Source organism: Pseudomonas rosaeacicularis (assembly GCF_057128745.1).
The window spans coordinates 109,650-131,939 of record NZ_JBSKHT010000019.1; the positions used below are offsets into that span (position 1 = coordinate 109,650).

General features: G+C 61.2%; 19 protein-coding genes and 1 pseudogene. 14 read left to right on the forward strand and 6 right to left on the reverse strand.

What is annotated here, in order from left to right; translation table 11 throughout:
• Positions 1–2 precede the first annotated feature (2 nt).
• Genes ACWKWM_RS23615 through ACWKWM_RS23625 form a run of 3 tightly spaced genes read right to left on the reverse strand, consistent with a single transcriptional unit; the run spans position 3 to position 3,473 of the window.
• Positions 3–998 carry an ABC transporter permease gene (locus ACWKWM_RS23615; protein ID WP_483848461.1) on the reverse strand — a complete coding sequence of 332 codons (996 nt, stop codon included), beginning with the start codon at positions 996–998 and terminating at the stop codon, positions 3–5.
• Positions 999–1,002: 4 nt separating this feature from the next.
• Positions 1,003–2,550: an ABC transporter substrate-binding protein gene (locus tag ACWKWM_RS23620; RefSeq protein ID WP_483848462.1), complete on the reverse strand. Its 1,548-nt coding sequence runs from the start codon at positions 2,548–2,550 to the stop codon at positions 1,003–1,005.
• Positions 2,547–3,473 (reverse strand): homocysteine S-methyltransferase family protein, encoded by a 927-nt coding sequence (locus ACWKWM_RS23625; RefSeq protein WP_483848498.1) that lies wholly within the window; start codon positions 3,471–3,473, stop codon positions 2,547–2,549. Before ACWKWM_RS23625 ends, ACWKWM_RS23620 begins: the two co-directional genes overlap by 4 nt.
• A gap of 594 nt (positions 3,474–4,067) precedes the next feature.
• Between ACWKWM_RS23625 and ACWKWM_RS23630 the strand changes: the two genes are divergently transcribed.
• Complete coding sequence (locus tag ACWKWM_RS23630) at positions 4,068–6,269, forward strand: TonB-dependent receptor family protein (RefSeq protein WP_483848463.1); 2,202 nt, start codon at positions 4,068–4,070, stop codon at positions 6,267–6,269.
• 529 nt (positions 6,270–6,798) lie between these two features.
• Here the strand turns inward: ACWKWM_RS23630 and ACWKWM_RS23635 are convergent.
• Positions 6,799–7,251: pseudogene (locus tag ACWKWM_RS23635) on the reverse strand (PhnD/SsuA/transferrin family substrate-binding protein); the annotation flags it as partial.
• A gap of 203 nt (positions 7,252–7,454) precedes the next feature.
• A complete protein-coding gene (locus ACWKWM_RS23640; protein ID WP_483848464.1) occupies positions 7,455–8,093 on the reverse strand; it encodes a helix-turn-helix domain-containing protein in 639 nt (212 codons plus the stop codon).
• 611 nt (positions 8,094–8,704) lie between these two features.
• Here ACWKWM_RS23640 and ACWKWM_RS23645 point away from each other — a divergent pair.
• The 13 genes from ACWKWM_RS23645 (at position 8,705) to ACWKWM_RS23705 (ending at position 21,389) form a co-directional block, all read left to right on the forward strand.
• Positions 8,705–9,433 (forward strand): GntR family transcriptional regulator, encoded by a 729-nt coding sequence (locus ACWKWM_RS23645; RefSeq protein ID WP_483848465.1) that lies wholly within the window; start codon positions 8,705–8,707, stop codon positions 9,431–9,433.
• Positions 9,430–10,191 carry an ABC transporter ATP-binding protein gene (locus ACWKWM_RS23650; RefSeq protein WP_483848466.1) on the forward strand — a complete coding sequence of 254 codons (762 nt, stop codon included), beginning with the start codon at positions 9,430–9,432 and terminating at the stop codon, positions 10,189–10,191. The genes ACWKWM_RS23645 and ACWKWM_RS23650 overlap by 4 nt, the downstream gene beginning before the upstream one ends.
• A 1-nt stretch (position 10,192) precedes the next feature.
• Complete coding sequence (locus tag ACWKWM_RS23655; protein WP_483848467.1) at positions 10,193–10,963, forward strand: ABC transporter permease; 771 nt, start codon at positions 10,193–10,195, stop codon at positions 10,961–10,963.
• A gap of 18 nt (positions 10,964–10,981) precedes the next feature.
• The gene (locus ACWKWM_RS23660) at positions 10,982–11,965 is read left to right on the forward strand and encodes an ABC transporter substrate-binding protein (RefSeq protein WP_483848468.1); all 984 of its coding nucleotides are present in this window, start codon (positions 10,982–10,984) and stop codon (positions 11,963–11,965) included.
• A gap of 17 nt (positions 11,966–11,982) precedes the next feature.
• Positions 11,983–12,999: a zinc-binding dehydrogenase gene (locus tag ACWKWM_RS23665; RefSeq protein WP_483848469.1), complete on the forward strand. Its 1,017-nt coding sequence runs from the start codon at positions 11,983–11,985 to the stop codon at positions 12,997–12,999.
• An 89-nt stretch (positions 13,000–13,088) separates the two neighbouring features.
• On the forward strand, positions 13,089–13,511 hold the full coding sequence (locus ACWKWM_RS23670; RefSeq protein ID WP_483848470.1) for a PaaI family thioesterase: 423 nt from the start codon (positions 13,089–13,091) through the stop codon (positions 13,509–13,511).
• A 3-nt stretch (positions 13,512–13,514) separates the two neighbouring features.
• On the forward strand, positions 13,515–14,303 hold the full coding sequence (locus ACWKWM_RS23675; RefSeq protein ID WP_483848471.1) for a VOC family protein: 789 nt from the start codon (positions 13,515–13,517) through the stop codon (positions 14,301–14,303).
• Complete coding sequence (locus ACWKWM_RS23680; protein ID WP_483848472.1) at positions 14,300–15,820, forward strand: class I adenylate-forming enzyme family protein; 1,521 nt, start codon at positions 14,300–14,302, stop codon at positions 15,818–15,820. The genes ACWKWM_RS23675 and ACWKWM_RS23680 overlap by 4 nt, the downstream gene beginning before the upstream one ends.
• 45 nt (positions 15,821–15,865) lie before the next feature.
• A complete protein-coding gene (locus tag ACWKWM_RS23685; RefSeq protein WP_483848473.1) occupies positions 15,866–16,927 on the forward strand; it encodes an ABC transporter substrate-binding protein in 1,062 nt (353 codons plus the stop codon).
• Positions 16,924–18,231: an acyl-CoA thioester hydrolase/BAAT C-terminal domain-containing protein gene (locus tag ACWKWM_RS23690; RefSeq protein WP_483848474.1), complete on the forward strand. Its 1,308-nt coding sequence runs from the start codon at positions 16,924–16,926 to the stop codon at positions 18,229–18,231. Before ACWKWM_RS23685 ends, ACWKWM_RS23690 begins: the two co-directional genes overlap by 4 nt.
• A complete protein-coding gene (locus ACWKWM_RS23695; RefSeq protein WP_483848475.1) occupies positions 18,228–18,986 on the forward strand; it encodes an ABC transporter ATP-binding protein in 759 nt (252 codons plus the stop codon). The genes ACWKWM_RS23690 and ACWKWM_RS23695 overlap by 4 nt, the downstream gene beginning before the upstream one ends.
• Positions 18,979–19,755, forward strand: coding sequence for an ABC transporter permease (locus ACWKWM_RS23700; RefSeq protein WP_483848476.1), 777 nt, complete (start codon positions 18,979–18,981; stop codon positions 19,753–19,755). The genes ACWKWM_RS23695 and ACWKWM_RS23700 overlap by 8 nt, the downstream gene beginning before the upstream one ends.
• Before the next feature lie 11 nt (positions 19,756–19,766).
• Positions 19,767–21,389 carry a gamma-glutamyltransferase family protein gene (locus ACWKWM_RS23705; protein ID WP_483848477.1) on the forward strand — a complete coding sequence of 541 codons (1,623 nt, stop codon included), beginning with the start codon at positions 19,767–19,769 and terminating at the stop codon, positions 21,387–21,389.
• Between the two features lie 106 nt (positions 21,390–21,495).
• On the opposite strand, the gene ACWKWM_RS23710 is transcribed toward ACWKWM_RS23705, so the two are convergent.
• A complete protein-coding gene (locus ACWKWM_RS23710; protein WP_483848499.1) occupies positions 21,496–22,224 on the reverse strand; it encodes a class I SAM-dependent methyltransferase in 729 nt (242 codons plus the stop codon).
• Positions 22,225–22,290 lie beyond the last annotated feature (66 nt).

Below are 22,290 nucleotides of genomic sequence, written 5' to 3' on the forward strand. Positions count from 1 at the left end.
AGCTATTTTCCGTGGCGTATGCGGGGATTCGTCAGCAGGGCGACTACGTCGGCGAAGAGATTGAGCAGGATGTAAATGGCCGCCAGCACCAGCGCGCAGCCCTGCACCACGGGCACATCGCGTTTGCTGATGCTGTCGACCATGTACTGGCCGAGTCCGGGATAGACGAAGACGTTTTCTACAATCACCACGCCCACCATCAGGTACGCCATGTTGAGCACGATCACGTTGATGATCGGCCCCCAGGCATTGGGCAACACGTGGCGCCACAGAACCCCCATGGGCGACAGGCCCTTGAGGATCGCGGTGTCGACATAACTGCTGCGCTGGGCACTGAGCAGCGCTGCTCGCGTCATGTTGCTCATGTGCCCCAGCACCGCCAGAACCAGCGTCAGTCCAGGCAGGATGATCGCCACCAGCCGGGCTGACAGCGGCATGTCCATCTGCACACTGCTGTTGCTGGGCAGCCAGGCAAGGGTCATCGAGAAAATGAAAATCAGCAGATAGCCGGAGAAAAACTCAGGCAGCGCCACCGCAGCGCGAGTCAGCAGGTTCAGCGTGCTGTCGACCCACCCGCCGTGAAAACGCACTGAGACAAAACCAATGATCAGCGCCAGAGGCACCGCCACCAACGCAGTGCTGCCGGCCAGAAACAGGGTGTTTTTCAGCCGGTCCCACAGGGCCACGGAAATGTTTTCCCGGGAGGTCAGGCTGATGCCGAAATCCCCCTGCAACACACCACCCAGCCAATGCAGATAACGCCAGCCTGCCGGCTGATCCAGGCCCAGTTGCAGCTTGAGTGCCTGGACTGCAGCGGGCGTGGCCGACTGCCCGAGAATCGCGGTGGCGGTGTCGCCAGGCAGCATATTCAGCCCGGCGAAGATCAACAACGAGATCGCCAGCAGCATCAAAACCCCGGCGGCCAGGCGCCGGGCAATCATGCTGCTCAGAGGGTTTCGCCCGTCTGCACGAGCGAACACCTGCAGTGTCAGCGCCATGAAATTATCCTTCCAGCCAGACTTTCTCGGCGGCGCGGTTGCCGCTGAGGGGCACGCCCGGCACGGAGGTAAAGCCCCGCACATTTTTGCGGGTCGCAGACAGCGCATCGGCATAGAGCGGGATGATTTCACTGCCTTGATCCACCACCATCACCTGGATGTCATGGTAGATCTGGCGGCGCTTGTTCTCGTCGGTCTCCCCACGCGCAGCCTTCACCAACTGATCGAAGGCCGGCACTCGCCAGGCAGATTCATTCCACGGTGCGTTACTGGTGAACACCAGCGACAGCAGCGCATCTGCCGTAGGGCGTGCGCCCCAGTTGGAGGTGCAAAACGGTTTTTTCAGCCAGGTGTCGGTCCAGAAAGCGTCGTCCGGGACGCGCTCGACGTTCAGCGCGATGCCGGCTTTTTTCGCCGATTGCTGATACAGCTGGGCCGCGTCCACCGCACCGGGGAAACCCGCGTCTGCCGCCGAGAGCACCAGCGGGCCCTCGAACCCTGCCTTTTGCCAGTGGAATCGCGCCCGGTCAGGGTCATACGGCCGCTGCGGGATGTCCCGGGAGAAATACTTGTTGGAGGGGAAGAGCGGGTTGTCGTTGCCCAGGGATGCGTACCCTCCCAGGACCGTGTCGATCATCTGCTGCCGATCAACCGCGTACTTCAACGCCAGACGCCCATCCAGGGACGTGAACGGCGCAAGGTTGGCCAGCCCAGGCAAGGTGAATATCTGGCTGTCCTTGTCGCGCACCAGCTGGATCGAAGGCATTTTTTCAATGCGCCCGACGATACGCGGATTGACCCGGTTGATGATCTGCACCGAACCGCTGATCAGCGCTGCGACCCTGGCGGTGGAATCATTCATGGCCAGCGTTTCAACCGAGTCCACATGGCCACGCGCAGGGTTCCAGTGGTTAGGGTTGCGCTTGACCAGCATTCGCACGCCGGGCTGGAAGCTTTCGAGGATAAAGGCGCCAGTGCCGATGCCTTTTTCAAACGCTTCGTTCTCGGCGGTAATCACAAAATGAACCGCAGACAGCAGCGCAATAAACTCTACGTTTGGCTCTGCGAGGGTGATGGTGACCTCATGATCGCCGGTGGCCGCCAGGCCTGTGACGGCTTCCAGGTATCCCTTGACCGGGGAAGACGATTTCTCATCGCGATGATGGTTGAGCGACCAGATGACGTCTTTCGCGCTCAAGGAGCGGCCGTCATGGAACTGCACGCCTTTGCGGATGTTCAGCACCCATTTGCGGCCGCCGTCGCTACTGGCCCAGGACTCGGCCAGGGAAGGCACGATCTCGCCCTTGTCGTCGATTTCGACCAGGGCATTGAACAGCTGGCTGCCGGTGAAATACATCCAGCTTTCGAACCAGAACGCAGGGTCCAGCCGATCGGTGGTGGAGGCGTTGTCCAGCCCGATAACCAAGTGGCCGCCCTTTTTAGGACGCGACGGCTCGTCCGCGAAGGCGTTGGACAACGACCAAGAAGAAGTCATGGCCGCGGTCATGGCAATGGCGCCAGTCCCTTTGATAAACGAACGACGATCGATCATGCCGGGGTATCCAGTGCAGCGGTTGAGGAGTCAACGGGAGGAAAGGCAGCCGACAGCGCGGCGATGTGTTCAGGCCCGATGCCGCAGCAACCGCCAACGATACCGGCGCCCTGATCGACCCATTCTTTTGCCCAGCGCAGATAGTTGGGGGGCTGGGTGTCCCGACGCAGTTCGCTGATGCCCACGTTGGCACCGCGCTTGTTATCCGACGGCTCGAAGGCATTGGCATATACCCCCAGCGGCAGGGCGCTGTGGGATGCGGCCTCAAGCAGGGCTGCGCTCATGACTTCCGGAGGGGAGCAGTTGAACAGCACGGCTGCGGCGTTCAGTTGCGCTGCCGCTATCACTGCGTCGCTGATGCTTTCGCCGGATCGCAGCCGGGCGTGACCCTGCGCGTCGGGGGCATCGTCGAGGGTGAAGGAGAACCAGCGCGGACGCGGGTCGTCTTTGAGCAACTCAGCCACCAGTCTTACTTCGGCGATGGAGCTTTGAGTCTCGGCCAGCCAGAGGTCGACATCGTCACTCAGGGCGTCAATCAGCACCCGTAGAATCCGGGCGGCCTCGACTGGCTCGAACAGATCCGGGCGGTAGGAGCCGAGCGGGGGAGGCAAAGAGCCCGCGACGCGGACCGGAAGGGCGCTGGCGTCAGCCGCAGCCCGGGCGATGGACCCCGCCAGACGTGCCAGCGAAGGGCCGTTTTCTTGAAAACGTGCTTCGCCGATGTGAAACGGCACCACCGCATAGCTGTTGGTGGAAATGACCTGAGCCCCGGCCTGGATATAGGCGTCATGGGCCTGGCGCACATACTCCGGGGCTTCGATCAGCGCCAGCGCCGACCACTCCGGCTGACGGAATGGCGCACCATTGCGCGAGAGCTCCCTGCCCATGCCGCCGTCCAGAATCTGAATCTGTTTCGCCATCATATTCACCAGAGATCTTGATATTTAATACATAACCCATGCTGCAGCGTTAATTGTTTTTGCTGAGTTAAACCGCTGCGGTATTTCTTCTGACCATAGAGCAATTAACAAAATGAAAACACTTAACTATCGGGAGGGGACGGACAAGTTTCTTTCAACACGACATCTTCAAAATAGGCAAAATCTGCTTAGATTGAAACGCAATATAAAATCAGCCGCAACGTCTTTTATTGCATAAGTCACTTTGATTTCGGCATATCGCTATCGCCGCATCGGATTACTCGGGAGGCTCAAGGCGGGCTTTTTCGCCCGATGGAGATATCCGGCTGTTTCCTTTGGGGAAGATCAACTCAATGTGGGTCTCAATACAAGACCGCCGACTTTCACCCGCCATTCGAAATGCGCAGCGCAACTGTCGCGAATCAAACAGCAACCTATCAGCAAGTGTTTGTCGCAGTTCATTCGCCCGGATTTTTCTCTTCTTATTGCCCGTTATAACAACTAAACCAGCTGGCACGATCCGTGCTCTACGGTTTTTGCCGACACTTTTCGCCTTTATGTAAGGCGCTAAAATTAGAACTTATGCAGGAGCTGAATATGACCAGGGGTAAAACATCGAGTGTATCGGCGCGCAGCCGGTTGCCATCTGCCGTGGGGGCGGGGGCGACGTTTTTGTTGATCGGACAACTGCATGCAGCACAAACCGAGGTGAACGAAACCACCGGGCAAAAACCGGCGAGCCAGTTGAGCACGGTGGTCGTGCAGGGGCAGAAACTCGACGACACGCAAAAAGCCGAACGCGCCCTCAAGGACGTGGCGGGCGGGGTCAACTTCATTGGCGCCTCGGCGGTTGAAAGGGGCAGGGTGTCCACCGCCACGGATGTGTTTGCCTTGCAGCCCGGCGTGATCGCGACTCAGGGCGGCGGTAACAACGACGGTGGCCGTATTTCGATTCGCGGCTCCGGCATCAACAAGGGCGTGGGTTACTTTCGTGCCGGGATCTTCTTTCTGTTCGATGGCTTGCCGGTCTCAGGTCCTGGCGGTACGCCTTATGAGCTGTTCGAGCCGCTGGGGCTGAGCCATACCGAGATCCTGCGGGGCGCCAACGCCTTTGATATCGGCTCGTTGTACCTGGGCGGTGCGATCAACTACGTCACCAAAACCGGCTACGACGCGGCGCCCCTGCAGGTGCGCTATGAGGCGGGCAGCTACGGCTACCAGAAGCGTCAGATCAGTTCAGGGCAAGTGTTTGGCCCGCTCGACTATTACGTCAGCCTCACCGACTCATCGTCGAACGGCTTTCAGGATCAGACCCAAGGGAAAAGTGCCGGGTTTGCCGGTAACGTCGGCTACCAGTTCTCGCCACAATTGAAGACCCGTCTGTACTACCGCTACCGCACCACCGACAACGAAACCCCGGGCTACATCACCAAGGAACAGCTCAAGGACGACAACAAGCAGGCCAACCCGACCAGCGTCAACGTCCAGGCCCACCGCAAGCAACCGGGTTCGACCTGGATCGCCAGCAAGACCCAATACACCTTTGACGACGATTCCAATCTTGAAGCGGGGCTGGTCTATCACGACTATCCGATCGACGCGTTGCAAGGGGTGAACCGCACGGTATGGGGCTTCACCGATTATTCGGCCAGCCTGAAATACGACCGCCTGGATCAGCTGTTTGGCAAGAACAGCACCACCCGCCTCAATGCGCTTCGCACCGAGCATTTGAACGGCTATGCCAAAACCAGCGTGCGTATTCCTTCTGGCGTTACCGCCAATCTGCCGGCTGGCAGCGAGGTGCGCAAAGCCGAATACCAAGGCTCCGACACGGTTCTGAGCGCCAGTAACGAAACCGAAGTGGTCGACAATAAATTGTGGCTCAGTGCGGGGCTGTCTGCCGTTCAGTTCGAGCGCAAGGCCAGGGTTTCGTACCCGGTAGGAGGGGAAGCCGACAACCCGAACAACCCGATCGAGAAGGACGACTGGGAGTTCGCCCCACGCGTCGGTGTGCGCTACCAGATCAATCCGAACTGGCAGCTGTTCGGTAACCTAAGCCGCACCGTTGAGGCCCAGCAGTCGTGGGCATTTGTGTCCGGCGCTCAGGTGTTCACCTCCGGTCCCGCGACCGGACTCAACTCCGGTGGCCAGAAGCTCGAACCGCAAATCGCCGACACCTTGGAATTCGGCACGCGTGGCCAATTTGGCCGCAACAACTGGGACCTCACGTTCTACCGCTCCCAGGTGAAGGATGAACTGCTGTCGGTGATCATCAGAGAGGCGACCTCGTCGGCCGATGCCCTGACATCCGAATACAACGCCAGCAAAACCATCCACCAGGGTGTCGAGCTGGGTCTGGACTCGGTGCTTTACCAGGACGGCGGCGATAGCCTGCACCTGCGCCAGTCCTACACCTACAGCGACTTCTTCTACCGCGACGACGACCAGTTTGGCGGCAATCAACTCCCCGGTATTCCGAAGCACAACTATCAGGCGGAACTGCGCTATAACTTCGACAACGGCGTGTACGTGGGCGTGAACACCTATTACGCGTCCAAGACCTCGGTGGATTTCGCCAACACCAGTACCGCAGGTTCGTACACGTTGTGGGGGGCAAAATTGGGCTGGGACGCACCGAAGAAAGATTGGTCGGTGTACCTGGACCTGCGTAACCTGACTGACGAGAAATACGCGGCGTCCGTCAGCCCGACTTACGATGCCAAGGGCGCCGGTGCGCGAACGATCATTCCGGGCGACGGAATTGGCGCGTACGCAGGGGTGCAGTACAGCTTTAGGTGATGCAGCGATTTGGGTGAATGTCAATCCACACACGACCAACCCTTGCTTGGGGGATAGCGACTTAACCGCGTACCCGCGCAGCGATGAAAAGACGCAACTTTGTCCTGAGGTCCAGGCTCGTGATCAGTGGGTATTCGAGGAGGGTCATTCAACCACCTGGGATAACCGGATCGCACGGGCCGATCTTCCTGGTGTGGATTGATCGCGCGTCGGCGCTGCGGTTCTGGCGTGTACTTCTGCGCACGTTGGCCCACCGAGGCGGTACTCGACCCGATCTCCCGGAGGACTGCCCTGAGCAGTTGAAGAACTCCCGGAATTCTTCCGCTTAATGTGGACGTCCCTCACATCGTCGCGGGCAAAGATGAAGCAGCTTGCGGCCACGGCCCCCTCGGGATTCCGCGTTTCTCGCCTGCGATCCAACCGCCAGAGTGCGGATGTTCTTTCGACTGTCGGGTAGAGCGTTCGCGTGACGGAGCTTCCTGCTCCACCGTTAATCCTCCGCCAGTAAGGTCTCGTTCAAATCGCCTTGATCGATGTTCCAGTGCTTGAGCGCGGCCAGCGGGCTGTAATGGCCGATGGAGACGAAAGGCACCGCGATTTTCTTACCGACCAGATCCTGCGGTGAATTGATCCCTGAGCCGTTGCGAGCGACCAGCGCTGCAGCGGCGCCGATCTGCGTGGCAAATCAGAAAGGTTTCGACCGGAAGCTTACGTGTTGCCGCCGCCGTCAGCGGGCTGGACCCGAGGTAACCAATTTGCACATCACCCGAGGCAATGGCGGTGATCACATCCGCGCCACTGTCGAATTTGCGCCAGTCGATTTTGGCGTCGGTGGCCTTTTCATAAGCGCTGTCCGCTAGAGCGACTTTAGCCGGGTCGACCGTTGTCTGATAGGCAACGGTAAAATCCGCCGCCTGCGCCAGGAATGAAGCATGGTGAATGACAGGGCCGCCAAGAGGCGATAGGAGAAGTGTAGTTTCATCAAGAAGCTCCGGTTCAGGCGGCAGAGGACTGGCTGAAAAACAGGCTAAATGATCTAAGAAGCGGTAAATAAATAAGTTATCGGAATAACGTTTTGAGGCAAAAGGTTGATGAATTCTGTGTTTAAAACGAGCGAACCGCGCGGCCCCGATTTGACGGCAGCGCCCGGCTGCGGGTGTAACGGAGCTGCCGAGCCGCCAAAGGTCAATCAAGTCGCTCAGGGTAGGTCACTACCAGAAACGCCACTGCTTCACTGTCGGCAGGGTTTCGATAGCAATGGGGTTGGTCGGCGTAGAACAGGATCGAGTCGCCAGTAGATAGCAGATATCTCTCCTCGTTGACGCTGACTTCCAGAACGCCTTGGGCGATCACCAAGTTTTCCTGTATCCCCGGTCCGTGTCCGTGTGACCGTTCCTCGCCCAATGCGCTCAGGCGTATCTCATAAAACTCCGACTGCCGCGCCATGTCGTAGGGGAACAACGCCCGGCTGACGAACGCACCATTGGCACTGACCAAGCGCTTGCTCTGCTGGGCGGGTAACAGTTCAACACCTTCGAAAGCGCGGTTTTCCAGAAAAGCCGCAACTGAAACTTTCAGCCCCTTGGCAATCTTGCACAGCACCTTGATCGACGGCACGCTGCGACCTGACTCGATCTGCGCCAGCATGGCCCGGCTTACCCCACAGGAGCGCGCCAACGCATCCAGCGACAAATAGCGCTTACTGCGCAAGCGCTGCAAATTCTGCGCGACCCGTTGACCAATGGAGTCGTCATCGACGGTGCTGCACTCCTTGGCCTCTGGGCTGGCGTCGGGTTCATCAGTCACAGAGTGCAAGTAATTCATCGGCTCAAGCCTGACGGGAGTTAATGGGCCCTGTCACCATTTGCACGGTCATCGCAGAAAGCCCGGCCCGGGATGTATACATGGCCCACATCAGTTGTGCCGCGGCCGTGGCCTGTCGGCGTTTGCGAAATAGGGTGAAGTCGACGACGTTGTCAGAAAGATGCATGGGGCAATTCTCTATCGGCAGGATGATCCAAGTGAGATCAACAATAAGGCCTGGGCGATATTTCCATTAATACTGAGTTTTCATTTGGTAATGCTATTTCGGACTTAGCGTCCGTCGCGCTGACTCCCGCGCACTGACTCCACCCAATGGGGCGCGCTTGAATGACTGCCGAGACTGATTCGGCGACAGCGACATTACTCCCATCGACCCAAAGCTCGGCCTGGCAACTGCATCCCGCATGCTTTCCGGCGTCCTAATACGCCCAGACGTAGCCATTTTTTATCACTAAAAATACAACTGAGCCGCCCACGTTATGCGATGACGGCATATGTATATCGGAAACAAATCGTTCGAAATGGCCAACGTTTGTTCTAGCTTAGCGGCCTTCGGTAAGCGTCATAGACAGCCTCTGTGAGCTGCCTACGACTTTCCATTGAGGCCTTTCATGTCGTTGTCCTCCGCCGCTTCGGGCGCGATTTTCGAGACTGCCAGTCAAGGCGACTCTGCGTATGCGCGCATTCGCCGGGACATTCTGTCGTGTCGACTGATGCCGGGGGTGAACATCACCGAGCCTGGGCTGATGCAAGCCTATGAAATCGGTAAGAGCAGTTGCCGCATCGCCCTGACCCGGCTCTGCCACGAGCACCTTGTGACGTCCCGCCCGCGCAAGGGCTATCAGGTCGCGACCATCACGATCAAAGACGTGGAAGAAGTCTTCACCTTGCGCGTTCAGCTGGAGCCACTGGCGGCGCGGCTCGCCGTTGGGCGAGTGGATATCGACCGGTTGAAGACACTGGAAGCGGCGTGCAGGGTCAAGCACCTGGTGCCGCTGCCCGACCAGATCGACGTGTTCATGGACGCCAACAAGGCGTTCCACCTGGAAATCGCCCAAGCCACCGGCAATGAACGGTTGATACGCACCTTGTCCAGTCTGATGGACGAAATGAGCCGTCTGGTGGCCTTGGGCTTCAACGTGCAAGGAACCAAACCCGAGATCAAGCACGACCACAACGCCATGATCGCCGCGTTCGATGAAGGCGACGCCAAGCGCGTCGAGCTGATCGCCCGTCGTCACATCGAAACCTTCCAGGCCATGACGCTGGAAAAGGTCTACGCCAGCCTCAGCGAAGCCGGTGCCTCCCTGCCCATGCTCGCGGCGAGGTTCGCGCGATGAACGCGGCGCTGGAAGTCAAACGCGAGCTGGCAGCCCTGAGCCTTGCCGGCGTGGGCAAGCATTTCGAGGCCCTTGAGGTGCTGCGGGATATCTCGTTTGAAGTCAAAAACGGCGAAATCGTGGCCTTGCTCGGCACCTCGGGCTGCGGCAAGAGCACGCTGCTCAATATCATCTCGGGACTGCTGAAACCGGATCGCGGCAGCTTTGCCATCGACGGCGAGCCCGCCGAGCAGTTCCACGACTGGCAGCGCATCGCCTACATGTTCCAAGAAGATCGTTTGCTGCCATGGCGCAGCGTCCAAGCCAACGTGGCGTTCGGCCTGGAGGCAACGTCGCTGGGCAAGCACGAACGTGCAGAACGGGTGGCGCAGATGCTGCGTCTGGTGGGCCTCGAAGAGTTCGCCAACGCTTGGCCCCATCAACTTTCCGGCGGGATGCGCAGCCGCGTCGCCCTGGCGCGCAGCCTAGTGGTGCACCCGCAGATTCTGTTGATGGACGAGCCTTTTTCCAAGCTGGACCCCCACACCCGCAGCCAGATGCATGACGAGTTGCTGCGCCTGCAGGCGCTGACCTCAATGACCGTGCTGTTTGTCACCCATGACGTTGAAGAAGCGGTGGTGCTGGCGGACCGGGTGATCATGCTGGAACCGCGGCCGGGGCGCATCCGCGCCATAAAATCCATGAGCCTGCCCCGGCCGCGCATCCCCACCGATGCGGCGGTGACCGAGCAGGTTCGTCAACTGCGGCTGGATCTGTGAGATGCAGAACGCCAAACGCTATTCCAGTCTGTTCTTGCAGCGCCTTGCCCTGATCGCTGTCTTCGCCGTGCTCTGGTGGTACGCCGCCGGGCGGTTGCCCTCGTTTGTCTTGCCGGGTCCACAAAAAGTCTTCGCCGCACTGAACAGCCTGCTGCACAGCGAAACGTTTTTGCATGACGTCGGCGCCACCATGGGCCGGGTGTTCAGCGGTTTTCTCCTGGCCGTGGCGGTCGGCACGCCCCTGGGCCTGGCGTTGGGCACCAGCCGGGTGCTGGCACGATTTTTCGAGCCGTTGCTGGCCGTGTTCAACACCGTGTCGTCGGCCATCTGGGCGATCTTCGCGATCATCTGGTTCGGTATTTCCGATGCCACCACAGTGTTCGTGGTGTTCATGACCGCCATGCCATTGATCCTGACCAACGTCTGGCAAGGCGCCCAGACCGTTGAGCGCCAGTACGTCGAACTTGCGCGCTCGTTCCGCATGTCGCGCCTGCAGATCCTCCTGAAAATTTCGCTGCCCAGCATCCTGCCGTACTTCTTTTCCGGCGCGCGCCTGGCGTTTGGCTTCGGCTGGCGAGTGTCGCTGGTGGCCGAAACCCTGGGCGCGTCGGACGGCATCGGCTATCGCCTGCGCCAGGCCGCCGATCTGGTGCAAAGCGATCAGGTGTTCGCCTGGACGGTGCTGCTGGTCGCCCTGATGTTGTTGCTCGAAGCCGGTGTGCTCAAACCCCTCGAACGCTGGCTGTTCCGCTGGAAAACCCACAGTCTTTAACCCATAAGGTTCTGCCCCATGCGTAAATTGATCGTTGTCGCCGCGTTGGCTGCGGCCGCTGTGTTGTCCGTTGCTGCCCACGCGGCGGACAAGGTTCGAATCGGCTACTGGACCAGCGGCGTCAGCCTGGGCTACGGCTCGGTGCTGGAAGCCAAGGACTTCCTGGCCAAGCGCGGCATCGAAGCCGAATTTTTCCACTTTCCGGACGTCAATGCGCCGAACCGCGCCCTGGCGGCAGGCTCCATCGACCTGGCATTCGGCGCGCCGCTGGCCGGGGTGTTCAGCTCGGCGGCGGAAGGGGTGCCGATCAAGATTTTTGCTGCCACCCAGCCGGCCGATGTGCAGTTCGTAGTGCCGGCCGATTCGCCCATCAACTCCATCGAAGCGCTCAAGGGCAAGAAGATCGGCATGTCCCCGGCAGGTTCGTCCGTGGCGGTGATCGCCAGTGCCGTGCTGGAAGGCAACCACGGGATCAAGGTCAATGACTTCTCGCTGGTGGGCGGCAACGAAGCGCGCCTGGCGCAGTTTCTCGCGCAGAAGCAAGTCGACGGCGCCGCCTTGCGTTCGGTGACCATCGCGCAGCTGGGCGACGAGCTCAAGCTCAAGCGCCTGGGCAGCTTCGCTGACGAATGGAAAACCCTGACCAAATCCGACGCGGTGCCTTACATCGGCGTCGGGGCGGTCAGTGCGCAACTGGTGGACGCCCACCCAGAAACGGTGGCACGGGTGATAGCCGCCCTGCGCGACACCCTGGCCTGGGGCGACGCGCACCCCGATGAGGTGGTCGCGATCCTGAAGAAAAGCGCCAACCTCCCGGAGAGCGACGCCCGAGTGTATGTCGGCCAATGGAACGCCATGAACCGCCTGGCCTTCGAGCCCCAGGACCTCGACACCCTGCGCCGCGAACATCAGGTTTTTGCCGACGGCGGCCTGATCAAGGGCGAGCTCAAAGCCGACCTGTTCGCCACCCAACCGTACGCCCAATCCAAGAACCTCAAGTAATCACGGAGACAACGACTGTGAGCAAAACCATGAAAGCCCTGGTACTCGACGAACACGGCGACCTTGACCGGCTGCACGTCGTCACTGACAAGCCGGTCCCGGCAGTCAGCGCCGGGCATGTGCTGATCCGCGTAGGCGCCTCGTCCTTCAACTATCACGACGTGTTTACCGTCAAGGGCATGCCCGGCATCAAGGTGCCGCTGCCGGTGGTCATCGGCCTGGACCTGGCTGGCACCGTTAGCGAAATCGGCGAAGGCGTCGAAGGCTGGCAGGTGGGTGACCGGGTCTTGATCAACCCGCTCAAGCCTGACGTCGGCTTGATGGGCGAGATGGTCGACGGCGGCATGGCCGAATACGCATTGGTCGATGCACGCCAGTTGATCCGCCTGCCGCAGGCCGTGAGCTTCGAGCAGGCCGCCGCGCTGCCGGTGGCCTACGGCACGGCACACCGGATGCTGATCACCCACAACACCGTCAAAGCCGGCGACCGGGTGCTGATCCTCGGCGCCAGCGGCGGTGTCGGTACGGCCTGCGTGATCCTCGCCAAACTTCTAGGCGCCGAAGTCATCGCCTGTGCCGGCAGCGACGAGAAAGCTGAACGGCTTAAAGCGCTGGGCGCCGATCACGTCATCAACTACCGCAACACCGATTTCTCCAAATGGGCCATCTGCCAATACGGCAAGCCGCAACGGCGCAACCATGAGGGCGGCGTTGACGTGGTGATCAACTTCACTGGCGGCGACACCTGGCTGCCGTCGCTCAAGTGCATCAAGCGCGGCGGCACCTTGCTGGTCTGCGGCGCAACGGCCGGCCACGACCCCAAGGAAGACCTGCGTTACGTCTGGAGCTTCGAGCTGAACATCAAGGGCTCCAACAGCTTTTACGAGGACAACCTGGTCGGTCTGCTCGACCTGATTGCCGAGGGCAAAATCGACCCGATCATCGACCGCGTCCTGCCGCTGGAACAGGCCGCCGAAGGCCTGGCCCTGATCCGCGATCGCGAGGTGCTGGGCAAGGTGGTTGTCACGCCTTGATCGCCTGATCGCCATTAAAAACCTGCGCTGGCGGTGTTCAACGAGGCACTGCCGGTGCCGGACCTCATCGCTTTTAAGGAATCACATTCATGACCGACGTCACGCTCCCTACCGCTACCGACATTCAAGCCCGTTTGCGCAAGGCCCCGTACCACCAATGGCTTGGCCTGCAAGTGCTTGAAGTGGGCGAGGGCACCATCGAGCTCAGTGCCACCTGGCGTGAAGAATGGGTGGTCAACGTCGAGGGTGGTTACACCCACGGCGGCATCCTCGCGGCGCTGGTGGACCTGACCGCCGACTGGGCGCTGGTCTCGCGCACCGGCAAGGGCGTGCCGACCATTGACCTGCGCGTTGATTATCACCGCCCGGCCAAAGGTGATTTGCGTGCGAGCGGCAAGGTGATCAAGTTCGGCAAACAGTTCTCGGTGGCCGAGGCCCAGCTGTTCGACAGCGAAGGCAACCTGGTGGCCAGCGGTCGCGGCGTGTATTCCACCCCCGTCGAGAAGGCCTGAACCATGAGCGCCGCACTGGACCATCTGGTCATCAACACGCGCTTCGACACGGATGCCGCTGCGACGCTGTTCACGCAGTTGGGTTTCACCCTGACGCCGCGCGGGCATCATTCCCTGGGCTCGATCAACCACTTGATGATGTTCGCCGAAGGCTATCTGGAATTGATCGGCCTGCCGTTGGGCACCGAGACCCTGCGCCAGGAAGTGCTCGACAGCACCCTGGGCATCGACGGTCTGGTGATCGCCACCCCCGATCCGAAAACCAGCCACGCGGAACTCGTGCGCCAGGGGTTTCTGGTGCAGCCGGTGCAGCACTTTTCGCGCCCTGTGGAGATCGACGGCGTCAGCCGCGATGCGCGGTTCGGCACGGTGCGCCTGGCGCCGGGGCAGTTCGCCGCGGGCCGCGTGTACTTCTGTCATCACGAAACACCGGAGCTGGTCTGGCGCCCAGAATGGCTGGGCCACGAGAACAGTGTCACCGCCGTCGCGGGCTTGACCGTGGTCAGCGAAGATCCGGAAACGACGCGGCAGCAATACGCAAAACTGGGCGTGTTCGATGAGCGTTTCGTGCTGGACGTCGTCGACGCGCAAACCTTGGCCCTTCGCTTCGGTGAGCTGGCCAAACCGCTGACGCAACGTCCCGAGTGCTTTGCCGCGATCACGCTGCGCGGCGCCGATCTGTCGAGAATCGCGCAGCGTGCGGCGCGGCTGGGTCTGGCGCATCAAATAGAAAGCGCGCGGGTGGTGATTGCCATTCCCGCCTTCGAAACCCTGCTTGAGTTCATCCCATGATCAGCGCTGTTCGCAATCTGGGTGATGTCGTTGGCGCCCACAGCCCGGGTGATCAACTGGCGTTCATTTGCGTGAATGCCGATTTGGGAGAATCCCTGTACCGCTTCAATCAGCTGGATGAGCTGGCGAGCGCCGTCGCCCGTGGCCTGAGCGCCCGCGGTTACGCACAAGGTGATCGCATCGCGTTGCTGGCCGCCAATTCGGTGGAGTTCATCGCCGTGGTGCTGGGCATCATGCGCGCAGGGCTGGTAGCGGTGCCGGTCAATCACCGTTTCCCAAAGGCGCTGATCGAATACGTGGTCAGCGACAGCGGCGCGTGCTTGCTGTTTTGCGATGCGGCCCATGCGGCGCTAGGGCCTGCGGATGTGCCGCAGGTGTCATTGGCGCGGGGCGTCGAGGCAGGCCTTGATCAGTTCATCGATCCGGGAGCGTTCGCCTCGTTTCAGCCAAAAAATGATGAACCGGCGATGATCCTCTACACCTCCGGCTCCACCGGCAAACCCAAGGGGGTGGTCCTGAGCCACGCCGCTCATTTGTGGGTGGTGCGCAAGCGCCTGCATGCAACGCCGCTGGCGCAGGAGCGGGCGCTGATCGCCGCGCCGCTTTACCACATGAACGCGTTGGCCCTGGGCCTGTTGACCCTGGCCAGTGGCGCCACCGCCGTACTGTTGCCGCAGTTCACTGCAGGCGGCTACATCGATGCCATCGAGCGTTACGGCTGCACCTGGCTGACGGCGGTGCCGCCGATGATCGCGATGATGTTGCGCGAACACGCGCTTCTGGCCCGCGCCGATCTGAGTTCGGTGCGGGTGGTCCGAATGGGCTCGGCGCCAGTCAGTGCCAGTCTGCTGGAGCAGATTCATCATTTGCTGCCCAACGCCCGGGTCATTAACGCCTACGGCACCACCGAGGGCGGCCCGGTGGTGTTCGGTCCGCATTCACAGGGCTTGCCAAGTCCGCCGCTGTCGGTGGGGCAGGCGCACCCTGACGTGCAGCTGCGCCTGCGCGACGAAAACGGGAACACCGGCGATGAAGGCGTGCTTGAGCTTAAAAGCCCAGGGCTGATGTCCGGTTATCACAACCGGCCCGATCTGCGCGCCCCGTTCACCAACGATGGCTTCTACATCACCGGCGACGTGTTCCGCCGCGACGGCGACGGTTTCTTCACCTTCGTCGGCCGGCGTGACGATATGTTCGTCAGCGGCGGCGAGAACATTTATCCCGGCGAAATCGAAAAACTGCTGGAGCGTCACCCTGCCGTGCAACAGGCCTGCGTGGTGCCTATGGCCGATGACATCAAGGGCTTCAAGCCCATGGCGTTCGTGGTTCTCAGCGCGGGCGCCCAAGCCAGCGAAGCACAGATCAAAGCCTTCACCCTCGAGCATGCACCGGCGTATCAGCACCCACGGCGCGTCTGGTTTGTCGACGCGCTGCCGCTGGCGACCACCAACAAGATCGATCGTCCGGCCTTGCTGCAGGAAGCCAACCGGCGACTGCACGCGGGTACGTCGCAATAGAAACATGGCTCAACTGAAACAATCATCCAGGTCAAGGAACCCGATATGCGCCTCACTTATCTGCTGCCGCTCACTCTGGCGTACGCCGCTTCGGCCCACGCCCTCGACGAGGTCACCGTCGCGCTGGCGATCCCGCCGGCCGTGCATGACGGCGCGCCATATGCGGCTGCCGAAGAGCTGGGGCTGTTCAAGGAGCAAGGGCTTTCGGTCAATGTCGTGGTGTTTCAAGGCGCCGGTGCCTTGCTGCCGCAGGTGGCGAGCAAGCGAGTGACCTTCGGTTTTCCGGTGGCGGAGCCGGTGATCTCCACCTACTTCAACGGCAAGAACCCGCTGCCGGTGCGCTATTTCTACAACGGCGTGCCGAACCAGACCCTAGAGTACGCGGTGCTGGCAGACTCGCCGATCAAGACATTGGCCGATCTCAAAGACAAAAAAATCGGTGTGGGCGCGCTGACCTGGGGGACGCTGCCCAACAGCCGTGCGGCGTTGAAAGTAGCGGGCCTCACGCCGGGTGAAAACGTTGAGTTCGTCGCCGTTGGCGCACTGGGCTCTGGCTTTCAGGCGCTGCGCAGCAGGCAGGTGGACGCCCTGAATTTCAACAGCAGCTGGGATGACATGCTGGAATTGTCGGGCACCGCCATTCGGCGCATCGCCTACCCGCCGGTGTTTCAGGAGAATCCGGGCAACGGGTTCATTGCCCACGAGGACACTTTCAAGGACAACCCGGATTTGATCCGGCGCTTTGGCCGCGCCTACACCCAGGCGCAGTTCGTGTGCGAGGTCAATCCGGGGTTCTGCGTTCAGGCATTCTGGCGCCAGCACCCTGAGAGCAAACCCGTCGACGCCGAAGGCAAGGGCCTGGAAGATGCAAAAAAGCTGCTGACTCGTCGCCTGCAACGGACCCTGTACCGAACCGATGGCAGCGCGCGGGCACCGGGGGAATACGACCTCGACGTGATCCGCCAGGCCATCGCAGCCATGGCCAAGACCGGCGAATTCCCTACCGCAGACGTCCCGGTGGAGCGCATTTTCTCCAACGAATTTGTGCCTGCATTCAGCGATTTTGACAAGACGGCCCTGCGCCAACGTGCGGAGGCCGCCAAGTGACCCTTCGTTTGCTCATTGATGTGGCCGACGCGCTGATTGACCAGCCACGCCGGATTACCGCTACGGGCCTCGCTCCCGGCATCGCGAAACTCACCATCACCCTGGCTCATCCCGACGGCAGTCGCTGGCGCAGTCAGGCGAACTTTCTTATCGCAGCGGATGGTGCGCTAGATGTCGACAGCCAGACGCCTGTATCGGGGGACTGGAGCGAACCCGAACCCATGGCCTGGCTGTGGGCCCTGCAGCAATCCAGCTTACCAACAGCACCGCAGTTCAGCGAAGGCGTGGCGCCGCTCAGCATTGAAGTCGAGCTTGACGACGCCTCAGGCGCGTGGGCATCAACGGCGTTCATCCAGCGCTTTCAAGCGCATGGGGTGACCCGTCGCGAGCTCCGCGATGAAGGTTTGTCGGGCACGCTGTTCGTACCGGCTGGAGTAGGGCCACACCCGGTGGTGATCGTCCTCAACGGCTCCGGCGGTGGCACGCCGGAGCAGCGGGCCGCGCTGTATGCGGCCCACGGTTACATCGGCGTTGCGCTGGCGTACTTCAAGGCGCCCGGGCGCCCGGACCATATTTCCGATACGCCGCTAGAATACTTCGAGTTGGCGCTGGACTGGGTTAGCCGTACCCTAGCGCCCCAGCATGGCTTTATTGCGGTGGCCGGGCTTTCGCGGGGTGGCGAGCTGGCGCTGTTGCTCGCAGCGACCTTTCCCGAGCGCGTGTCCGCCGTGATCGGCTATGTGCCCAGTGCGGTGGTCCACGGTACCTTGCGCGCCGGGCGCCCGGAGCAACCCCGCGACGCTGACGCCTGGACCTGGCAAGGACAGCCATTGCGCAATGTCTGGCGCGATAATCCCCACGCCGACTGGACAGCGTTTGATCAACCCCCCACGCCTGGCGCACCGATTCGCCAGGCGCCGGCCTTCAGCACGGTCGAGCATGGGACAGCATTCGTCACAGCCGCACGCATTCCCGTAGAGCGCATAGCAGGGCCCGTCTTGCTCATTAGTGGCACCGACGACGGGTTCTGGCCATCCACCGAGTACAGCGTGCGCATCGCCACCCAGTTGCAAGCGGCAAATCATCGCTGGCCGGTCGAGCACGTGCGCAACGAAGGGGCAGGGCACGGGATTGGTTTTCCGTATGTCCCGACCACGATCATCGCCCGATTGCACCCGGTGGCCGGCGTGCTTATCAGCGGCGGCGGCACCGCCCAGGCCAACGCAAAAGCCAACCGCCTGAGCTGGGCGCGGGTGCTGGACTTTCTGGCCGCAGCGGTTGCGGCCAAGGGCGATCAGGCATGACCGCCGCACTCGCATTGCGCGAAGTGGGCCTGACCTACGCCACCCGACGCGGCGAAATCGAGGCGCTGGCGGACATCGACCTGAGCATCCAGCCGGGGGAATTTGTCGCGCTACTGGGACCTTCCGGCTGCGGAAAATCCACCGTGCTCAAGCTGGCGGCGGGACTGCTCCCGGCGTCTCGGGGGCACATCGAACTCGCCGGCAAAGCGGTGGCGGGGCCCAGTCGCCACACCGGCGTGGTGTTTCAGAAGCCCAATTTACTACCGTGGAAAACCGTGCTGGACAACGTCCTGCTGCCCGCGCGCACGTTGGGCCTGGCGCAGCGGCCTGCTGTGGAACGGGCGACGCAATTGCTGGAACTGGTCGGGCTTGCGGCCTTCGCCCATGACTATCCGTTTGAGTTGTCGGGCGGCATGCAACAGCGTGTCGGCATCGCCCGCATGCTGTTGCACGACCCGGACCTGCTGCTGATGGACGAGCCGTTCGCGGCGCTGGATGCGCTGTCTCGCGAATCCCTGACCCTGGAGCTGCAACGAATCTGGAGCCAGCAGCGCAAGTCGGTGTTGTTCATCACCCACAGCATTCAGGAGGCGGTGTTTCTCGCTGACCGGGTGTTGGTGATGTCCCCACGTCCGGGGCGAATCATCGACGAACTGGTCATCCCGCTGCCTCGGCCGCGTACCCTCGACACCCTGGCCGATAGTCAATTCACGGCCCTTTGCCAACACCTGCGCAGGCATTTCACCCATGAATAGATTTCTCTCGCTGCTGTATCCGCTCATCAGTCTGGCGGCGCTGATCCTGGTATGGGGGTTGTTGGTGAAGGTATTCGCCATTCCGGACTACGTGCTGCCGCCGCCATCGGCGGTCTACGACGCGTTGGTCAGCGGCTTTGCCAATGGCAGCCTGTGGCCGCACATCGGCGCGACCTTGGGGGAAATGCTCAGCGGATATTTGATCGGTTGCCTGCTTGCGATTGCGCTCGGTGCGTTGCTGGCCGAATCCCAAACCTTCGAGCGCTTCGTCTACCCGCTGCTCATCGGCCTGCAAGCTACACCGAAAGTCGCCCTCGGGCCGATCATCCTGGTCTGGTTCGGTTTCGGCCTGGCCTCGAAAATCGTCCTCGTCGCCCTGGTGTGTTTCTTTCCGTTGTTCGTCAACACGGTCAACGGTATCCGCCGAACAGATCCCGAACTGCTGGACGCCTGCCGCGCGTTTTCGGCGTCGCGTCTGTACTTACTCTTTCACGTGAAACTGCCATCGGCGGCGGGAGAAATCTTCGCCGGTTTGCAGATTGGTGTCTCGCTGGCACTCATCGGCGCGGTGGTCGGGGAGTTTCTGTCGGCGCAACGGGGCCTGGGCTACATGATCGCTTCAAGCTCGGTCAGCATGAGCCTGTCGACCATGTTTTCCGGTGTGGTGTTGCTGGCGTTGATCGGCTTGTGCGGCGCGCAATCGGTGCGCTGGCTGCAACGGCGAGTGATTTTCTGGGAGCCCGGCGCGGCTCGCCAATCCAAGCGGTAACGGAGAAGTTCATGTCTTTCAATTGGCAAAATCCTTATCCCACCACGCGCATTCCGTTGTTCGCGCGCAACGTGGTTTCGACGTCCCACCCGATTGCAGCCCAGGCCGGGGTGCGCATCCTGCTGGCAGGCGGCAACGCGATCGATGCGGCAATTGCAGCCGCCGCGACGCTGACTGTGGTCGAGCCGGTGTCGTGCGGGTTGGGCAGCGATGCGTTCGCGATTGTCTGGGACGGTCAGCAATTGCATGGGCTCAATGCGTCCGGGCATGCGCCCAAGGCCTGGGATCTTGAGCACTTTCGCAAGCGCTACGGCGAAGACAGCCTTGGTCACGCCAAGCGGCCGGTGCGCGGCTGGGACGCGGTGACGATACCTGGCGCAGTGGCCGGATGGGCCGCGTTGCATGAGCGCTTCGGCAAACTGCCCTTCGCCGATGTGCTGGAGCCTGCTGCCGAAATCGCCGAGCGCGGGATCACACTGGCACCGATCGTGGCGCACAAATGGGCGGCAGCGATCCCGGCCTTGCATGACCAGCCGGGCTTTGCAGAGACCTTCATGCCCGGTGGACGAGCACCGAAGACCGGCGAAAAGTTCGTGTTCAGGGACGCGGCGCGTACGCTGCGTTTGCTGGGTGCACAAGGCGGCCGGGCGTATTACGAGGGCGAGATCGCCGAGGCCATCGTGGGCTACGCCAAAGCCACGGGAGGTTCGTTGACCCTGGACGATTTGCACGGCTATCAGCCGGAGTGGGTCAAGCCGATTTCGCAGCGTTATCGCGATCATGACGTGCATGAAATCCCGCCCAACGGCCAGGGCATCGCGGCACTGATCGCGTTGGGCATGCTTGAGCATTTCGATCTCGCCGCGTTGCCGGTGGACTCCGCACAATCGCAGCATTTGCAGATCGAAGCGATGAAGCTGGCGTTCGCCGACGTCTACCGCTACGTGGCAGACCCTACGAGCATGGACGTGACGCCGGAGCAGATGCTCGATCCTGCTTATCTGGCGAGCCGGGCGCGATTGATCGATCCCGCAAAAGCGAGCCATCCGGAGTTCGGCATGCCCAAATCCGGCGGCACGGTTTACCTGACGGCGGCCGACGAGGACGGCATGATGGTCTCGTTCATCCAGTCCAACTACATGGGGTTTGGCTCAGGGATTGTGGTGCCGGGCTATGGCATCAGCCTTCAGAATCGCGGCGCGGGTTTCTCCAGTGATCCGGCCTCGGCCAACGTTGTGGCGCCGGGAAAGAAACCCTTCCACACCATCATTCCGGCGTTCCTCACCAAAGACGGCGTGCCGCAAATGAGCTTTGGCGTGATGGGCGGTGACATGCAGCCTCAAGGCCACGTCCAGACGCTGGTGCGGATGCTTGATTATCAGCAACAGCCGCAGGCAGCGTGTGACGCGCCGCGCTGGAAGGTCAATCAGGACTTCTCGGTGGACCTTGAATCAAGCATGAACGCCGACGCGGTGGAAGGCTTGGCGAGCAAAGGCCATCGCATTAAATCAGTGGAAGACCCGTACATGGACTTCGGCTCAGGGCAATTCATCTGGCGACTGTCCGATGACGCGGACCACGGCTATGTCGCGGCCAGCGACAGCCGCCGCGACGGACACGCGGCGGGGTTCTGATCCGGCTTTCAGGAAGATGTGGCAGGCCGCCTGGCGGCAGTCGACATCCTAATCAGGGAGAGCTTTCAACGCTTTGAAGTATGTTCGTAGATTGAGCATCGGGTATTCAGCGACTGGCTGCGACGATCAGCATCATGGGGCGCTGCACTTCATCAGCCAGCGACGGATGATTGGACAGGTCTTGCGCCGATGGGCCCCATTCATTGATGTGGTCAAGGTTAAACCCGTTGTCGATCAGCAGATTCAGCAGCGTACCGAGCGTGCGGTGTTGTTTGATCACGCCTTCGCTGAGCCAATCGGTGCTGCGTGCGCCTTCGACCTGATAATGGTCCACGGGCCAGGTTTTACGGCCTTCGGCGTTGATGATCCAGTCCGGACGCAACGAGGCCATGAAAATCGGGTGCTCTATGGAAAAAACCAGCTTCCCGCCAGGTGTCAGCGCGTCATAAATAGTGCGCAGCAACGCTCCCAGGTCGGTGATGTAGTGAAAGGCCAGCGAGCTGTAGGCGAGGGTGAAGCTGGCGCTCGGGAGTTGAAGGTGTTCCAGGTCAGCCAGCCGGTAAGTGATGCGCGATTCGACGCCAGCAGCAGCGGCACGCTCAAGCATTTTTTCCGACACATCGAGACCGAGCACACTGCGCGCACCTTGCTCGACGGCCCATCGTGAAAACCAGCCGTAGCCGCATCCCAGATCGACCACCTGCTGCCCGCTCATTTGCGGCAGCAAAGCGCGCAATGCCGGCCATTCAGGGGCGCCTGCGAGTCCGTCGACGGAGCGAGGCAACTGGCTGTAGCCTTCGAAAAAGGCTGGGGTGTCGTAAATGTTCTGTGTCACGTCCTGCACCTCCACTATCAAGCAGTGATTGTCGCCCTGAACGACGAACAGGGCCATCGCGGCCCT

What these genes read in the sequence shown, in the direction of transcription:
- ACWKWM_RS23615 (WP_483848461.1), bottom strand. Translation starts at nt 998, where the DNA reads ATGGCGCTGACACTGCAGGTGTTCGCTCGTGCAGACGGGCGAAACCCT.
- ACWKWM_RS23620 (WP_483848462.1), bottom strand. Translation starts at nt 2,550, where the DNA reads ATGATCGATCGTCGTTCGTTTATCAAAGGGACTGGCGCCATTGCCATG.
- ACWKWM_RS23625 (WP_483848498.1), bottom strand. Translation starts at nt 3,473, where the DNA reads ATGATGGCGAAACAGATTCAGATTCTGGACGGCGGCATGGGCAGGGAG.
- ACWKWM_RS23630 (WP_483848463.1), top strand. Translation starts at nt 4,068, where the DNA reads ATGACCAGGGGTAAAACATCGAGTGTATCGGCGCGCAGCCGGTTGCCA.
- ACWKWM_RS23640 (WP_483848464.1), bottom strand. Translation starts at nt 8,093, where the DNA reads ATGAATTACTTGCACTCTGTGACTGATGAACCCGACGCCAGCCCAGAG.
- ACWKWM_RS23645 (WP_483848465.1), top strand. Translation starts at nt 8,705, where the DNA reads ATGTCGTTGTCCTCCGCCGCTTCGGGCGCGATTTTCGAGACTGCCAGT.
- ACWKWM_RS23650 (WP_483848466.1), top strand. Translation starts at nt 9,430, where the DNA reads ATGAACGCGGCGCTGGAAGTCAAACGCGAGCTGGCAGCCCTGAGCCTT.
- ACWKWM_RS23655 (WP_483848467.1), top strand. Translation starts at nt 10,193, where the DNA reads ATGCAGAACGCCAAACGCTATTCCAGTCTGTTCTTGCAGCGCCTTGCC.
- ACWKWM_RS23660 (WP_483848468.1), top strand. Translation starts at nt 10,982, where the DNA reads ATGCGTAAATTGATCGTTGTCGCCGCGTTGGCTGCGGCCGCTGTGTTG.
- ACWKWM_RS23670 (WP_483848470.1), top strand. Translation starts at nt 13,089, where the DNA reads ATGACCGACGTCACGCTCCCTACCGCTACCGACATTCAAGCCCGTTTG.
- ACWKWM_RS23675 (WP_483848471.1), top strand. Translation starts at nt 13,515, where the DNA reads ATGAGCGCCGCACTGGACCATCTGGTCATCAACACGCGCTTCGACACG.
- ACWKWM_RS23680 (WP_483848472.1), top strand. Translation starts at nt 14,300, where the DNA reads ATGATCAGCGCTGTTCGCAATCTGGGTGATGTCGTTGGCGCCCACAGC.
- ACWKWM_RS23685 (WP_483848473.1), top strand. Translation starts at nt 15,866, where the DNA reads ATGCGCCTCACTTATCTGCTGCCGCTCACTCTGGCGTACGCCGCTTCG.
- ACWKWM_RS23695 (WP_483848475.1), top strand. Translation starts at nt 18,228, where the DNA reads ATGACCGCCGCACTCGCATTGCGCGAAGTGGGCCTGACCTACGCCACC.
- ACWKWM_RS23700 (WP_483848476.1), top strand. Translation starts at nt 18,979, where the DNA reads ATGAATAGATTTCTCTCGCTGCTGTATCCGCTCATCAGTCTGGCGGCG.
- ACWKWM_RS23705 (WP_483848477.1), top strand. Translation starts at nt 19,767, where the DNA reads ATGTCTTTCAATTGGCAAAATCCTTATCCCACCACGCGCATTCCGTTG.